11 protein-coding genes and 2 tRNA genes are annotated in these 14,092 nt (G+C 63.3%); 9 read left to right on the top strand and 4 right to left on the bottom strand.

Annotated features, from left to right (window positions below; all coding sequences use genetic code 11):
• Positions 1 to 5: 5 nt before the first annotated feature.
• A complete protein-coding gene (locus tag EOA19_RS14360; RefSeq protein ID WP_023812254.1) occupies positions 6 to 455 on the bottom strand; it encodes a FixH family protein in 450 nt (149 codons plus the stop codon).
• A gap of 151 nt (positions 456 to 606) precedes the next feature.
• Between EOA19_RS14360 and EOA19_RS14355 the strand changes: the two genes are divergently transcribed.
• Entirely contained in the window at positions 607 to 1,527 is a 921-nt protein-coding gene (locus EOA19_RS14355; protein ID WP_128304045.1) for a sugar kinase, read from the top strand.
• 50 nt (positions 1,528 to 1,577) lie between these two features.
• Here the strand turns inward: EOA19_RS14355 and EOA19_RS14350 are convergent, their stop codons facing one another.
• From EOA19_RS14350 to EOA19_RS14340, 3 genes are all read right to left on the bottom strand, one after another.
• Positions 1,578 to 2,600 (bottom strand): aldose epimerase family protein, encoded by a 1,023-nt coding sequence (locus EOA19_RS14350; RefSeq protein ID WP_023812255.1) that lies wholly within the window; start codon positions 2,598 to 2,600, stop codon positions 1,578 to 1,580.
• 93 nt (positions 2,601 to 2,693) lie between these two features.
• Positions 2,694 to 4,151: an NAD-dependent succinate-semialdehyde dehydrogenase gene (locus tag EOA19_RS14345; RefSeq protein ID WP_127291661.1), complete on the bottom strand. Its 1,458-nt coding sequence runs from the start codon at positions 4,149 to 4,151 to the stop codon at positions 2,694 to 2,696.
• Between the two features lie 213 nt (positions 4,152 to 4,364).
• Positions 4,365 to 5,315, bottom strand: a complete 951-nt coding sequence (locus tag EOA19_RS14340) for an AEC family transporter (protein ID WP_128303984.1) — start codon at positions 5,313 to 5,315, stop codon at positions 4,365 to 4,367.
• Positions 5,316 to 5,458: 143 nt separating this feature from the next.
• Here EOA19_RS14340 and EOA19_RS14335 point away from each other — a divergent pair, with 143 nt between their 5' ends.
• From EOA19_RS14335 to EOA19_RS14300, 8 genes are all read left to right on the top strand, one after another.
• Positions 5,459 to 8,479, top strand: coding sequence for a caspase domain-containing protein (locus tag EOA19_RS14335; RefSeq protein ID WP_128303983.1), 3,021 nt, complete (start codon positions 5,459 to 5,461; stop codon positions 8,477 to 8,479).
• 103 nt (positions 8,480 to 8,582) lie between these two features.
• Positions 8,583 to 9,131, top strand: a complete 549-nt coding sequence (locus tag EOA19_RS14330) for a histidine phosphatase family protein (protein ID WP_023812259.1) — start codon at positions 8,583 to 8,585, stop codon at positions 9,129 to 9,131.
• 229 nt (positions 9,132 to 9,360) lie between these two features.
• Positions 9,361 to 9,434 (top strand) — tRNA-OTHER (locus EOA19_RS14325).
• Positions 9,435 to 9,436: 2 nt separating this feature from the next.
• A tRNA-Asn gene (locus EOA19_RS14320) sits at positions 9,437 to 9,506 on the top strand.
• Between the two features lie 352 nt (positions 9,507 to 9,858).
• On the top strand, positions 9,859 to 11,001 hold the full coding sequence (locus EOA19_RS14315) for a slipin family protein (RefSeq protein WP_023812260.1): 1,143 nt from the start codon (positions 9,859 to 9,861) through the stop codon (positions 10,999 to 11,001).
• 231 nt (positions 11,002 to 11,232) lie between these two features.
• The gene (locus EOA19_RS14310) at positions 11,233 to 11,514 is read left to right on the top strand and encodes an acyl carrier protein (RefSeq protein ID WP_010909964.1); all 282 of its coding nucleotides are present in this window, start codon (positions 11,233 to 11,235) and stop codon (positions 11,512 to 11,514) included.
• Between the two features lie 56 nt (positions 11,515 to 11,570).
• A complete protein-coding gene (locus EOA19_RS14305; protein WP_128303982.1) occupies positions 11,571 to 12,761 on the top strand; it encodes a beta-ketoacyl-ACP synthase in 1,191 nt (396 codons plus the stop codon).
• 51 nt (positions 12,762 to 12,812) lie between these two features.
• On the top strand, positions 12,813 to 14,084 hold the full coding sequence (locus tag EOA19_RS14300) for a beta-ketoacyl-ACP synthase (RefSeq protein ID WP_127291675.1): 1,272 nt from the start codon (positions 12,813 to 12,815) through the stop codon (positions 14,082 to 14,084).
• The last annotated feature ends 8 nt before the right edge of the window (positions 14,085 to 14,092 follow it).

Raw genomic sequence — 14,092 nt, 5'->3', positions numbered from 1 at the left:
CCTGCTCACAGCACCACGTTGAAGAGCACCGTATCGGAGCCTGCGGTGGCCGAGATAGCGAAATGCAGCTGCCACCAGCCGCTCATGGTGAATTTCACCCCTTCGATCCGGTAACGCCCGTCGCCGAGATAGTCGGTCGCTTGCGGGCTGGTCGGCAGGCCGTGACTGTGCAGCGGCATGCCGCCGGAGATCGCGATCGCCGCCCCTTCCACCGGAGCTCCAGCCTTTGTCTTCAGCGTCAGCAGCCAGGATTGCAGTTGGCCTAGCCGCACAACGCCTCGCTCCGGCGCGAAGCTTGCCACGAACAGCCCGTTGGCGGTGTTCTTCGTCCGAGAGACATCCGGGCCGGCGGGCCGCGCCGACCGCGGCGCCGTCAGGTAAACGACCGCGAGAATGCCGACCAGCAAGGCAGCCAGACCAAGACCTGCCAGAAGATAACGCCATATCGATGCCAAACCGGTTCCTCTTCTGCAGACAACGCTCTGCCGAACGGATCGCATCCCGCCAGCCTGTGGGAAAACGCTGTGGCGGAAAAAACCCTGCTTGCCAAGCATGGCGCTGCCGGTGGCAAAAAGCTACAGCACCGAGATCACTGGAGGATTGCAGATGGCGGGAAACGGCGTCGCCTCGATCGGCGAATGCATGCTCGAACTGTCGGGCCAGACGGGACCGAACTGGCGCATAGGCTTTGCCGGCGACACGTTCAACACGCTGTGGGCGCTGCATGCACTGAGCGCTGAGCGGCCGGCAACCTATGTCTCGGCCTTCGGCGACGATCCATTCTCGCAAGGCCAGATCGATTTCTTCGCTGAAAACGGCATCGGCATCGGCTCCAGCCCGCTCATAGCGGGCGCGCGGCCCGGCCTCTATGCCATCACGCTGACGGGAGCCGAACGTTCCTTCACCTATTGGCGTGGCGACGCCGCCGCGCGGCAGCTTGTCTCGGACCCGGCCGCATTATCGAAAAACCTGGAAAATCAGGCACTTGTCTATTTTTCCGGAATCACTTTGGCAATTCTGGACGAAGCCGCGCGCGCTGAGTTGCTGGCCGCCGTCGCCAAGGCGCGTTCGGCTGGTTCACTTATCGCCTTCGACCCCAACTATCGGCCGCGGCTCTGGCGTGAGCGCGAGGATGCGCAGGCAGCGATCGTCGAAGCCCTTGCCGTCACCGACATCGCATTGCCGACCTTCCCCGACGAGCAGATGCTGTTCGGCGATCCAACACCGCAAGCCACAGCGAAGCGGCTCGGGCAACTCGTCGGCGAGGTCGTCGTCAAGAACGGCGAAGCACCGGCACTGATTGCCCAAGCAGGAACGCTGCGCGAAGTCCCGGCAATCCATGTCGCCGCTCCCGCCGATACGACGGGCGCCGGCGATTCCTTCAACGGCGGCTATCTTGCGGCTCGACTTGCCGGCCACGACCCGCTTGAAGCAGCACGCCGTGCGCATCGCGTCGCCGCCGCCGTGGTGCAGGTGCGCGGCGCGCTGGCGCCGTTCGAGACGCTGCGCGCGGCCTTCGCCGGCTAAAGTCTGTTGCGATTCAGGTCAGGCGGGCTTCACCTGAACATTGGCAGGCCTCAGGGCAGACGGAATCTGTATTCCGTCACGTGGTGGTAGATCGCGCCCGGCCACAGCGTCGCCTGCGGGAAATAAGGCCGGTTCGGCGCGTCCGGCCAAATCTGCGGCTCCAGGCAGAAGCCGCAAAAAGCCTTGTAGTCGCGGCCTTCCAACCCGGTGCGCGGCGTCACGTACTGGCCGGTATAGAGCTGGACGCCCGGCTCAGTGGTCCAGACCTCCATCTCGACACCGGAACTGGCGCCTTGCGCCCATGCCGCCTGCTTGAGCGGCCCGCGTGCCGAAGCGAGGCAGAAATTCTGGTCGTAGGGCAGCTGTTCGCCCTCGGTCTCCATGCGCAGCGGCCGCGCCTGGCGGAAATCGAACGGCGTACCGTCAACCGGCTTGACCACGCCGGTCGGGATCATGTCGCCATCGACCGGCAGGTAGGCGCCGGCATTCAGCATCATCCTGTGGTCGAGAATGTCGCCGGCGCCGCCATCATCCAGGTTGAAATAGGAATGCTGGGTCAGATTGCACAGCGTCGGCTCCTCGCAGGTGGCGGTCAGCTCGACGCTGAGCGTGCCGGGGATCTTCAACCGGTAGGTACAAGTGACATCGAGCGCGCCGGGAAAGCCCATCGCGCCGTCGGGATCGTGCAACGTCAGCGTGACGAAATCCCTGCCATGCAACGAAACCGTCCACGGCCTGTGGGAATAGCCTTGCGAGCCGCCATGCAGCGTATGCTTGTCGAGGAAGTTTTGCTCGGTCTGGTAGCGGCTGCCGGCGATGGTAAAGCGGCCGTCGCGGATGCGGTTGGCATAGCGGCCGACAACCGCTCCAAAGAAGCCCGTATCCGTCTCGTAGGCCGCCAGATTGTCGTAGCCAAGCACCAGCGGCGCATCGTGCCCGGTCAGGCGCAGATCCTGGATGATCGCGCCCAGACCGATGATGTTGGCGGTGATACCGCCGCCCCTGATCGTGAAGCGACGCACCGGCTCGCCTGCCTGCGTCGTGCCGAAAACCTCGCCGTCCTTCATCGCCATGCCCGTAAATGCCAGTTGATCCAGAAGACTTCGGCTGGTTTTCCCATGAGAGACAGGCAGGCCATCGGCCTCCCCATCTCAGGGAATATCCTATCAGAGGCCGAGGCCGCCGATGCAGACATATTTGGTGTCGAGATAATCCTCGATGCCCTGATGTCCGCCTTCTTTGCCGAGACCCGATTCCTTGACGCCGCCGAACGGCGCCTCCGGCGTGGTGATGAGGCCTTCATTGACGCCGACCATGCCGTATTTCAGCCCTTCCATGACGCGGAAGGCGCGGCCGAGATCGCCGGTGTAGAAATAGCAGGCGAGGCCGAATTCGGTGTCGTTGGCGAGTGCTATCGCCTCCTCTTCGGTCTCGAACTTGAACACCGGTGCGACCGGGCCAAAGATCTCTTCCTTCATGAAGCGCATCTTGGGCGTCGCATTGGCAATGACCGTCGGCTGGAAGAACGAACCGCCGAGCGCATGGCGCTTGCCGCCGGCAACGATCTTGCCGCCCTTGGATGTGGCGTCGGCGATCAGTTCTTCGACCTTCTCGACCGCCTTCTCGTCGATCAGCGGCCCCTGCTGCACGCCGTCCTCGAGGCCGGAGCCGACCTTCAGCCCGTTGCTGGCGGCAGCGAGCTTCTCGACGAACTTGTCATAGACACCAGCCTGGACAAGGAAGCGGTTGGTGCAGACGCAGGTCTGGCCGGAATTGCGATACTTGGCGGTGATCGCACCAGCGACCGCACGCTCGAGGTCGGCGTCATCGAAGACAATGAACGGCGCGTTGCCACCGAGCTCCATCGACACTTTCTTGACGGTGACCGACGACTTCTGGATGAGAAGCTTGCCGACTTCGGTCGATCCGGTGAAGGTGATCTTCGACACCAGCGGATTGGCGCAGATCTCGTCGCCGATCTCGCTTGCCGAACCGGTCAGGATGTTGACGACGCCCTTGGGGAAGCCGACCTCCTCTGCGAGCGCACCCCAGGCGAGGCCTGAATATGGTGTCTGCGAGGCCGGCTTGACCACTGCGGTGCAGCCGGCGGCGAGCGCCGGGCCGAGCTTGCGGGCCAGCATCGAGGACGGGAAATTCCACGGCGTGATGGCGGCGATGACCCCGACCGGTTCCTTGGTCACCAGGATGCGGCGGTCCGCCCATGGCGACGGCACGACGTCGCCATAGGTGCGGCGGCCTTCCTCGGCGAACCACAATATGTAGGCCGCGGCAGAGCCGATCTCGCCCTTCGATTCGAACAGCGACTTGCCCTGTTCGATGGTCAGCAGTTCGGCCAGCACGTCCTGATTGTCCATCATTGCGTCATGCAGCTTGCGCAGCAGCTTCGAGCGCTCGAGCGCGGTCGTCTTGCGCCAGGTCTTGAAAGCTTCCGCGGCGGCTTCGATGGCGCGGCGGGTTTCGGCTTTGCCCGACTTCGGCACGGTGCCGATCTTGAGGCCGGTGGCCGGGTTGTTGACGTCAACCGTCTGGCCGCTGTCGGCCTGCACCCATTCGCCATTGATGAGATTGGCCTGCCGCATGAAATGGCTGGTTTTCTGAAGCATGGTCTATCCTCCGTTCGGCGCGCTGACGGCCGGTCTGTGAAATCTTCGGTGAGCGTGCGCCATGGACTGAAGCCGGCACGCCGGAGCCACTGCTCTTTACCGAGGGCAAGGCCCGCAAGCAATCGCAAGATGGCATATAGGGGTTGGACCAGCCCGAGGCGAGAGCAGGCCGGACATATGCCGTGCCGATCGCTGGCCGCACCATCTGGCTATCTATCCGAAAACGTGGAGCACCACCGTCAGCCAGAAGGCGGTTGTAACAACCGCGCTCGCCGTGGCGATTGTCATCTGGTTCGACGCCAGCGCCTGGCCGGTGTTGAACTGCACGGCGATGAGATAGGAATTGATGCCGGATGGTAGCGCCGCCACCACCACCGCCACTTTGGCCGTCAATGGCGGCAGGCCAAGCAGCCAGACCAGACCGAGAACCAGAGCCGGCATCAGGAACAATTTCAGCACCGAAAGCGCCAGAGCCGGCCGGACATTGCCGGAGATACCGAAGCGGCGCAGGCTGAGGCCCATGGCGAACAGCGCCACTGGCCCGGCAGTGTCAGCCAGCGCATCGACCAGCCGTGTGGCAAGGTTCGGCAGCGGCGCGCCGGTTAGGCGCCATGCCAGCCCGGCCAGGATGCCGATGATCAGGGGATTGGTGAACAGTCTTCTCAGAAAGCTCTGGATGATGCGCAGCGGGTGTACGGGCTCGCTGCCACCGCGGCCAAATATCTCGAACATGATGATCGACGCCATCATCATGGTCGGCAGATGCACGGAAACGAGCAGCGACAGCACTTCGAATCCGCTGGACCCGAATACGCCGAGAACGAAGGGAATGCCCAGCAACACCACATTCGAGAAGGACGACGACACTCCACCGACGATACCTGTGCGTGCGTCCCGCCCGAAGATTCGCGTCGTCACCAGATGGCCGGCAGCCCATGTCATTGCAACCGCGGTGAAGTAAGCGCCCCACAGCGACCATGGCGCCACGCCATGGAAATCGGAATTCACCATCGTCCGAAACAGCAGCAGCGGCATCGCCACGTTGATGGCGAATTCGGAGATGCCGTCCCCGCTGGCCGGCTTTAGATAGCCGGTGAGCCCGGTGAGATAGCCGAGCGCGACGAGGCTGAAGACGAAAAGAACGGTTTCGGTGAGCGGCGACATTTTTCAGGGATAGGCGAGCCACGGCCGCGGCGCAATCGCGCCCGAATTTGATCATGCCCTAATTTGATCATGGCCAAATTTGATCATGGTCCATTGGCAGCGTTATAGAGGGCTTGGATCATCAGGGCGGATGCGAACGACAAATGACCTTTGTCGAAACCTCGAAGCTTAATCTTTTGCGGCGGGCATGGCTGACGGCTTTCATCGCCGCACTGCTTTGCCTTGCCGCGACCGCGCTTGCAGTTGCCGAGACAATAAGCCTTAAGGGCGTGGCGCTGATCATCGGCCAGTCGAATTACCTGCACATCGCCGCCCTGCCCAACCCCGCCAACGACGCCCGCGACATGGCCAAGATGCTGACCGACCTTGGCTTCGACGCCCGCAGCGTCACCGACCGCGACGCCACCAAGCTGAAGCGCGACCTGGAGCGGTTCACCGAAGATGCCGACGGCGCCGATGTCGCCTTCATCTACTACTCCGGTCATGGCATCGAGGCCGGCGGCGAAAACTATCTGGTTCCGGTCGATGCCGACGTCCCGTCGCTGAAGGATGCCGGCACCAGCCTTGTGCCGATATCGGCCGTCATGGAGGCATTGAAAAAGACAGTGCCGGTGACGATCATGCTGCTCGACGCCTGCCGCACCAATCCATTCCCCGCGGATGCCATGGTCCGGCGCTCACCGACCGCTTCCGCCTCGCCCATAGGCGCCGGCGGGTTGGAGCCGGTGCGCGGCGCGAAGGCGCTCGGCAATGCGCCGGCGGCCGACGCGAGCCTGGGTACGGTGGTCGGCTTTGCCGCAGAACCGGGTCGTCCAGCGCTCGATGGCGCCGCCGGCGAAAACAGCCCTTATGCGTCCGCTTTGCTGCGCCACCTCGCGGCGATGAAGGGTACCGAGTTCGGCTCGGTCATGCGCATGGTGACCGAGGAGGTCTATCTCGACACAAAGGCAAAGCAGCGCCCCTGGGTCAATGAAAGCTTGCGCCGGCTGCTCTATTTCGGCGTCGCGCCGGCGGAGCCGACCGGCGACGACGGGCTGATCACCGGCGAGCGGCGCCAGCTGCTGCTGACGATTTCCGACCTGCCCGACCCCAAACGGGCGCAGGTGGAACTGGCCTCGCTGCAGGAAGGCGTGCCGCTTGATGCGCTTTATGGCGTGCTGAAAGCGCTCGGCACGGAAAAGATCCCGGAAGATCCGACTGACCTGCAAAAGGTGCTCGACGCCCAGGCCGAGCGCCTGAAGAAGATGATGTCCGAGCGTGCAGCGCTTCGCACCGACGATCCGGAGATCAAACGGCTTGTCGCCTCCGCCGACAAGGCCATCAGCCAGGGCGCCATCGTGACGGCGCGTAAATTCCTCGACGATGCCGTCGGCCGGATCGAAGAGACCAACGACGCGGTCGATCAAGCCGAGGATCTCGTCAAGCAGAAGCGTCTTGCCGATGCCGCGATCTATGCCAGGCGCGCCGATGCCTCTGGCCTGGTCTTCGACTACAAATCCGCCGCAGGCGATTACGCCAAGGCCTTCTCGCTGGCCGAGAAATGGGACGACAAGCTGCGCTGGAACTACAAGAACCAGCAAGCCGAGGCGTTGAACGCCTACGGCTACGCCACCGGCGATCTCGATGCGCTGCAGCACTCCATCGAGGCCTATCGCACCATTCTGAACTTCATCCCCAATGACGAACAGAATCGCGACTGGGCGATCACCCGCAACAACATGGCGGTGGTGCTGCAGACCATCGGCGAGCGAGAGACGGAGACCGCGCGCCTTGAAGAGGCAGCGCGGATCTTTCGCGATTCCCTTGTCGTGTTCGAGCGCGAGAAGGACGATCTTAACTGGGCCGCCGCGCAGAACAATCTGGCCAACGTGCTGTTGAAGATCGGCGAACGTGAGAGCGACCCGAAACGCCTGAACGAGGCGGTGGTGGCGATGCGCGCCACACTCGAAAAACGCCCGCGCGACAAGGTCCCGCTCGACTGGGCCGCTTCGCAGAACAATCTCGGCCTGGCGCTCTATGCGCTTTCCGAGCGCGAGGCCGCCGGCGAACATCTGACGCAAGCCGAGGCGGCCTACCGGCTGGCACTTGAGGAATACACACGCGAAAAGGCGCCGGTTGAATGGGCGATGGTCGAGAACAATCTCGGCAACACGCTGGTGTCGCTCGGCATTCAGCTCAACGACAAGGCGAAGATAAACGAGGCGGCCAACGCGTTCCGTGCCGCGCTTGAAGTGCGAACCCGTGAAACCTTCCCCGTCTCATGGGCGACCAGCAGGCTCAACCTCGGCAACGCGCTGAGCGGTGTCGCCCGTTTCGATATGGGCACCGGCGCGCTCGAAGAGGCCGCGGCCGCCTATGACGATGCACTGACGGTCTTTACCCGGCAGCGTTTCCCGATGGACTGGGCGTCGGCGCAGAACAATCTCGGTTCGATCTACCAGACGCTTGGCCAGCGCACCCGCGACGCGGCCAAGCTGGAGCAGTCGGCCGCGGCCTTCCGGGCGGCCCGGCAGGTCTATGTCAGACGGAAATTCCCTCTCGACTGGGCAATGAGCCACTACAATCTCGGCAACACGCTGCAGCTCCTCGGCGGCGTCACCGACAAGCCGGAACATTATGGTGAAGCCATTGCCGCCTACCGCGATGCGTTGCGCGAGTACAAGCGCGAGACGACCCCCCGCCAATGGGCGCTGGCCCAGGCCGGCCTCGGCTCGACGCTGCACTGGCTGAGCATGAGCAATGCCGACTCCAGGACGCTGCTTGAGTCCATAGCGGCCCGCCGAGCAGCCCTCGAAGTACTCACCGTCGACGCGGCACCAGTCGACTGGGCCAACGCCCAGAACGGCATCGGCATGAGCCTGCTCAACCTCGGCAATCTCGAACGCACCGGCAAATACCTCGGTGATGCCGAGGCCGCCTTCGCGGCCACGCTGAAGGTATTCACCAGGGAAAGCCTGCCCATGCAATGGGCCTTCGCGCAGAACAATCTCGGTGACGTCAGCTGGAACCGAGCCAGCTATGGCGGGGGCAAGGCCGAATATCAAAAGGCGATCGAATTCTTCGAGAACGCCAAGCAGGGCTTTACCGAAGCCGGCTACACAATCCCCATCCCGCTCACCGACCAGAAGATCGATCTGGTGAAGAAGCAGATGGCGAAGAAGTAGGTCTACGCATCCCGCCGACCGCGCCTTGTCTTTCGGCTGGCTTTACCGTCCCTATATGTCCCGTCACCGGAACCCATTGCCGGGAACCGGAGAAGGATAGCGGATGATTCGATTTGCCTTGGCGTTGTTCCTGTTTCTTATTCCCGGCGTGGCCCACGCCACGGATGCAGGCTGGGCGCTGCTGCGCGATGGCGGACATGTCGTGCTGCTGCGCCATGCCATGGTCACCGGCACCACCGACCCGGCCAATTTCGACATCGACAGTTGCGCCACCCAGATGAACCTGTCGGCCCGTGGCAAGCAACAGGCGAGCAAGATCGGCGCTCTGTTTGCCGCCCGTGCGGCACCGATCGAGCGCGTGTTGTCCAGCCGCTATTGCCGCTGCCTCGATACTGCCCGCATCGCCTTCGAGGCCGAGCCGGAGCTGTTTGCTCCGCTCGATCTCCTGAAGGGCGACGAGGCGCAGAAAGCCGCGCAGATCGCGGCGATCCTGAAAGAAATCCGCGCCTATTCCGGCTCCGACAATCTGGTCATGGTCACCCATCTGGAAGACATCGTGGCGCTGACCGGCATCTCGCCGCGCGAAGGCGAGGCCGTGGTCGTGGAGCCGCAGGGCGATAGCCTGCGCGTGCTCGGCCGCGTCACCTTCTGAGCTCCCTGCGCGCGATCGCTGACGTCGAAAGCGGTGTTGCCGAAATGCCACCGCCGCAAGAAGCCGCAAATCCGCCACGACAATGCCGCTTGCGACAACCCGTCGCAGGGGCTATAGGCGCGCTCCCGGTCACGAGAACCGAAGCGAGCACAACGGTTGGAGCTTTCGCCTCCGCCCGTGCAGGCGGCTTTGCCGCCCTGTATACGGCGCCGCTTTGGGGACTGGGATCGCGGATGTAGCTCAGCGGGAGAGCGCCGGATTTGGGTCCGGAGGTCGGGGGTTCAATTCCCTTCATCTGCACCACGGATAGCTCAGTTTGGTTAGAGCATCAGATTGTTAATCTGACTGTCGAAGGTTCGATTCCTTCTCCATTGGCCTGAAAAGCCATCCGAAAAACGGTCAGGGGACTGGAATGCGAAAGACTGAACGGATGGCCCAAGCCCTCGGGCGCGGATCATCCCAAGCGTCTTTCGCCATCGGCTCGCGGCCAGGCCCGCGGTGACGATCAAGGCGCAGTGTCGCCGGCAAAGGAAGCTCGGCCTCCGGCGCCCGCTTCGCTGCCCCGCGATCCGCTCCCGAAGGCCCGCCACGGATTGATGCCACCAGTCCCCGGATCATTCGTGCCCGGACGATGACGCAAGACGACGATGTGAAACGAGAAACGAAAGGAACGATCGACGCATGACTTGACGCCTCGCATGTGGCCATGCCCGACAGGAGTGAAACAATGACAATTCTCGACAAGGTTCTTGGACGCGAGCGCGTCCTCGTAAAGGAAAACGAACGTGCCCTCACCCTCCACAAGGGTGAGATCAAGACTGTCCTGCTGCCGGGCGAACATTGGCTCGCCAACCGGCGCGGCAGCCTTGAAGTGTCCCGGCACGATCTGAAGAACCCGGAATTCGTTTCGGCATACGAGAAGGCGTTGTTCGACAAGCTCCCGGATGTGGCCGCGCGTCATTTCACCGTCGTTCGCACCGGGCGCACGGATGTCGCCATCATCGAGCGTGACGGCAATCTGCACGCCGTTCTGGCGCCGGACCGCAAGCTCGTGCTGTGGACGGATGCCGGTCCGTGGAAGGTGACGCTGATCGACACATCGGTCGATCTCGCCATCGATGCGGCGGTCATGCGCCGGCTCGGCCAGGCCCGGAAGGCGGAATTGATGTCCGTCCACCCGGTCGTCGACGGTCAGGCCGGACTGCTGTTCATCGACGGTGTCCTGGTCAGGACGCTGACGGCGGGCGTGCATGGCTTCTGGAACGTCGGACGCATGGTGCAGATCAAGGTCGTCGACCTCAAGCGCCAGTCGCTCGACGTTGCTGGGCAGGAAGTGCTGACCAAGGATCGCGTGACGATCCGCGTCAACATCGCAGCCGAATACCGGGTCGTCGATCCTGTCAAGGCGGTGAGCATGGTGAAGGACTTCTCCGAAGCCCTTTACCGCGCCCTGCAGTACGCCTTCCGCAAGACCCTTGGCGCGCTGACACTCGATCAGATCCTTGAAAAGAAGGTGACGATCGACGAGGAGGCCGCCGGCAAGGTTCGCGCCGACATGGCCGAGATCGGGGTGGAGGTCAGTGATATCGCGCTCAAGGATGTCATCCTGCCGGGCGAGATGCGCGAGATCCTCAACCAGGTGGTGTCGGCCGAAAAGCAGGCCGAGGCCAACATCATCCGTCGCCGCGAGGAGACGAACGCGACGCGTTCCCTCCTCAACACGGCCAGGGTGATGGCGGAAAACCCGGTGATGCTGCGGTTGAAGGAGCTTGAGGCTCTGGAAACCATCGCCGGCAAGGTCGAGCGGCTGACCGTCCACAACGGAACGGGCGGGCTGCTGAACGACCTGGTCAAGCTCCGCGACAGCTAATGCATGTCGCCCAAAGTGGTTCCGGTTTTGGGGAACGACATGCATCGAGACAAAGGCTGACGTAACGTCAAAGGGAAGGGCCGCCGGTCAGCCGGCGTCCCTTCTTGCCTTTACAGAGCAGGCTTCCCATCTGCGCCCGGCGTATCAGGCCTTTTCCTGCCGGGAAAAACCGATTAGACAGCGCCCAAACAAGATGCGGACAGATTCCGCCCGCAACCGAAGGAAAAGCCCTTGTCCACCACGTTCGACAAAGTCGCCAAGATCATTGCCGACACCAGCGAGATCGATATCGACACCATTACGCCCGAGAGCCACACGATCGACGATCTCGGCATCGACAGCCTCGATTTCCTCGACATCGTCTTTGCCATCGACAAGGAATTCGGCATCAAGGTGCCGCTGGAAAAGTGGACCCAGGAGGTCAATGACGGCAAGGCTTCGACCGACGATTACTTCGTCATGAAGAACCTGTGCGCCAAGATCGACGCACTGGTTGCCGCCAAGACCGCCTGACTTCGGTTGAGCGCGTGATCTTGACGCGCCCTGCCGCCTGACCCACAAAGCCGCTCATGAGCAGCCCCCGCGACGTCGTCATCACTGGTATCGGCCTTGTCTCCTCGCTGGGGGAAGGTCCGGACGCCCATTGGCAGAAGCTCGCGCAGCCGGGCCTGGAACCGGTGCTCGAAGCGGCGCGCTTTGCACCCTATACCGTCCATCCATTGCCGGAGATCGACTGGAACCTGCAGATCGCCAAACGCGGCGATCAGCGCCAGATGGAAACCTGGCAGAGGCTCGGCACCTATGCCGCAGGCCTGGCGCTGGACGACGCCGGCATCAAGGGCAATGACGAACTCTGCACGACCATGGACATGGTTGTGGCCGCAGGCGGCGGCGAACGCGACGAGGCGGTCGATGCCGCCATTCTCGCCGCTTCGGAAAGCCGCAACGACCGCGATGTGCTGCTCAACGAGAAATTGACCACCGAATTGCGGCCGACACTGTTCCTGGCCCAGCTTTCCAATCTGCTCGCCGGCAACATCTCCATCGTCCACAAGGTGACGGGCTCATCCAGAACCTTCATGGGTGAGGAAGGTGCCGGTGTCGCCGCCGTCGAGACGGCAGCCGCGCGCATCCGCTCCGGCCAGTCGACGCACATCCTGGTCGGCGGTGCCTTCCAGACCGAACATTCCGACATGCTGCTCGGCTATGAACTCGCCGGCTATTTGCATCGCGGCCCGTGGAAGCCGGTCTGGCAAAGACAGGGGGCTGAGGGCGGCGGCGTCGTGACTGGATCCGGCGGTGCCTTCCTGGTGCTGGAGCAGCGCGAACACGCGACAAGCCGCGGACGAAAGATTTATGCCGAGCTTGGGCCGGTCGTCTCCGGCCGCGCCAGGCGCCCACGGGGAGAACTCGACACCGAGATCGCCGCACTGCTCAAGCAGGCTGCAATGCCGAACGGCAAATTACTGGCCCTGTCGGGCGCGTCAGGCGCCCATATGGCAACCATCGCCGAGAAAGCAGCGCTCGACGCCAATCCGGCGATTGCCGCGCGCGGCTTCTCGACGCTGACCGGGCACATGAAGGAAGCACAGTTTCCCTTCGCCGTGGCACTGGCGGCGCTGGCCGTCGATCGCAAGGCCGCCTACCCCGTTTTTGATGCCGCAGCCGAGAAGCCGTTCGAAGGGGTTCCCGCAACCGTCCTTGCAACGGCGATCGGCTATCACCAATTCGAGGGCATGGCGCTGATCAACGCCGCCTGAGGCGGTGTTCCACGATCCATGCTGCAACGATAAACGCTCGAGGGCTCCCGCATGGCCAATCTGAACGATCATATGGGCAGGCCGATCGTCGCCGTCACCGGCATCGGCGTGGTGACCTCGCTTGGCGTCGGCAAGGCCGACAATTGGGCGGCGCTGACCTCGGGCAAGTCGGGCATCCACCCGATCACCCGTTTTCCGGTCGATCATCTCAACACCCGCATCTCCGGCATGGTCGACTTCCTGCCATCGAGCTCGAAGGGCTCCAGCCACCTCACCTATGAACTGGCGGAAACCGCCGCGCGTGAGGCCGTGGCCGAATCCGGCCTCGATTCCGGTGATTTCGGTGGTCCTCTCTTCCTCGCTTCACCGCCGGTCGAACTCGACTGGCACGACCGCTTCGCGCTCTACAATTCCGACAAACTGGACTCCGGCGGCGAACGGCTGCTGCGGGTGGCGCGCGGATTGAAGGAACTAGACATTTTCGAGACCACGCAGTTCGGCTCGATCGCCGACCGGCTTGCCGACCGTTTCGGCACACGCGGGCTGCCGATCACGCTGTCGACCGCTTGCGCTTCCGGCGCCACCGCCATCCAGCTCGGTGTCGAGGCGATCCGCCGCGGCGAATGCGACCGGGCGCTGTCGATCGGCGCCGACGGTTCGGCAACCGCCGAGGCGCTGATCCGCTTCTCGCTGCTGTCGGCGCTGTCGACCCACAACGACATTCCCGAAAAGGCGTCAAAACCCTTCTCCAAGGAGCGCGACGGCTTTGTGCTGGCCGAGGGCTCCGGCGCTCTCGTGCTGGAATCGCTGGAAGCCGCGATGGCGCGCGGCGCCACGATTCTTGGCATCCTGCGCGGCTGCGGCGAAAAGGCGGACGATTTCCACCGCACCCGCTCGAAGCCGGACGCTTCGCCGGCGATCGCGGCGGTCCGTGCTGTGCTTGCCGATGCCGGCTTGAGCGAAGACGAGATCGACTACGTGAACGCTCACGGCACTTCGACGCCCGAAAACGACAAGATGGAGCATCTGTCGCTGTCGACGGTGTTCGGCGAGCGGATCGGCTCGATGCCGGTTTCGTCGAACAAGTCGATGATTGGCCACACGCTGTCGGCCGCCGGCGCGGTCGAGGCAGCTTTTTCGCTGATGACGATGCGCGAAAGCGTCATTCCGCCGACCATCAACTATGACAATCCCGACCCCGCGATCGTGCTGGACGTGGTGCCGAACAAGAAGCGCAATGCCGAGGTTCGCACCGTTCTGTCGAACTCCTTCGGCTTCGGCGGCCAGAACACTTGCCTTGTCATGGCGCGGGAACCGGTCTAAGCGACCTT

It is taken from the genome of Mesorhizobium sp. M7A.F.Ca.US.010.02.1.1, from assembly GCF_004023085.1.
In the GTDB taxonomy this organism is placed as follows: Bacteria; Pseudomonadota; Alphaproteobacteria; order Rhizobiales; family Rhizobiaceae; genus Mesorhizobium.
The sequence above is the reverse complement of the archived record's forward strand: the minus strand, read 5'-3'. Positions and strand labels throughout refer to the sequence as shown.

Excerpts from the sequence above, each read along its gene's own strand:
- EOA19_RS14355 (WP_128304045.1), top strand. The coding sequence starts at position 607 with ATGGCGGGAAACGGCGTCGCCTCGATCGGCGAATGCATGCTCGAACTG.
- EOA19_RS14350 (WP_023812255.1), bottom strand. The coding sequence starts at position 2,600 with ATGGCGATGAAGGACGGCGAGGTTTTCGGCACGACGCAGGCAGGCGAG.
- EOA19_RS14345 (WP_127291661.1), bottom strand. The coding sequence starts at position 4,151 with ATGCTTCAGAAAACCAGCCATTTCATGCGGCAGGCCAATCTCATCAAT.
- EOA19_RS14340 (WP_128303984.1), bottom strand. The coding sequence starts at position 5,315 with ATGTCGCCGCTCACCGAAACCGTTCTTTTCGTCTTCAGCCTCGTCGCG.
- EOA19_RS14335 (WP_128303983.1), top strand. The coding sequence starts at position 5,459 with ATGACCTTTGTCGAAACCTCGAAGCTTAATCTTTTGCGGCGGGCATGG.
- EOA19_RS14330 (WP_023812259.1), top strand. The coding sequence starts at position 8,583 with ATGATTCGATTTGCCTTGGCGTTGTTCCTGTTTCTTATTCCCGGCGTG.
- EOA19_RS14315 (WP_023812260.1), top strand. The coding sequence starts at position 9,859 with ATGACAATTCTCGACAAGGTTCTTGGACGCGAGCGCGTCCTCGTAAAG.
- EOA19_RS14305 (WP_128303982.1), top strand. The coding sequence starts at position 11,571 with ATGAGCAGCCCCCGCGACGTCGTCATCACTGGTATCGGCCTTGTCTCC.
- EOA19_RS14300 (WP_127291675.1), top strand. The coding sequence starts at position 12,813 with ATGGCCAATCTGAACGATCATATGGGCAGGCCGATCGTCGCCGTCACC.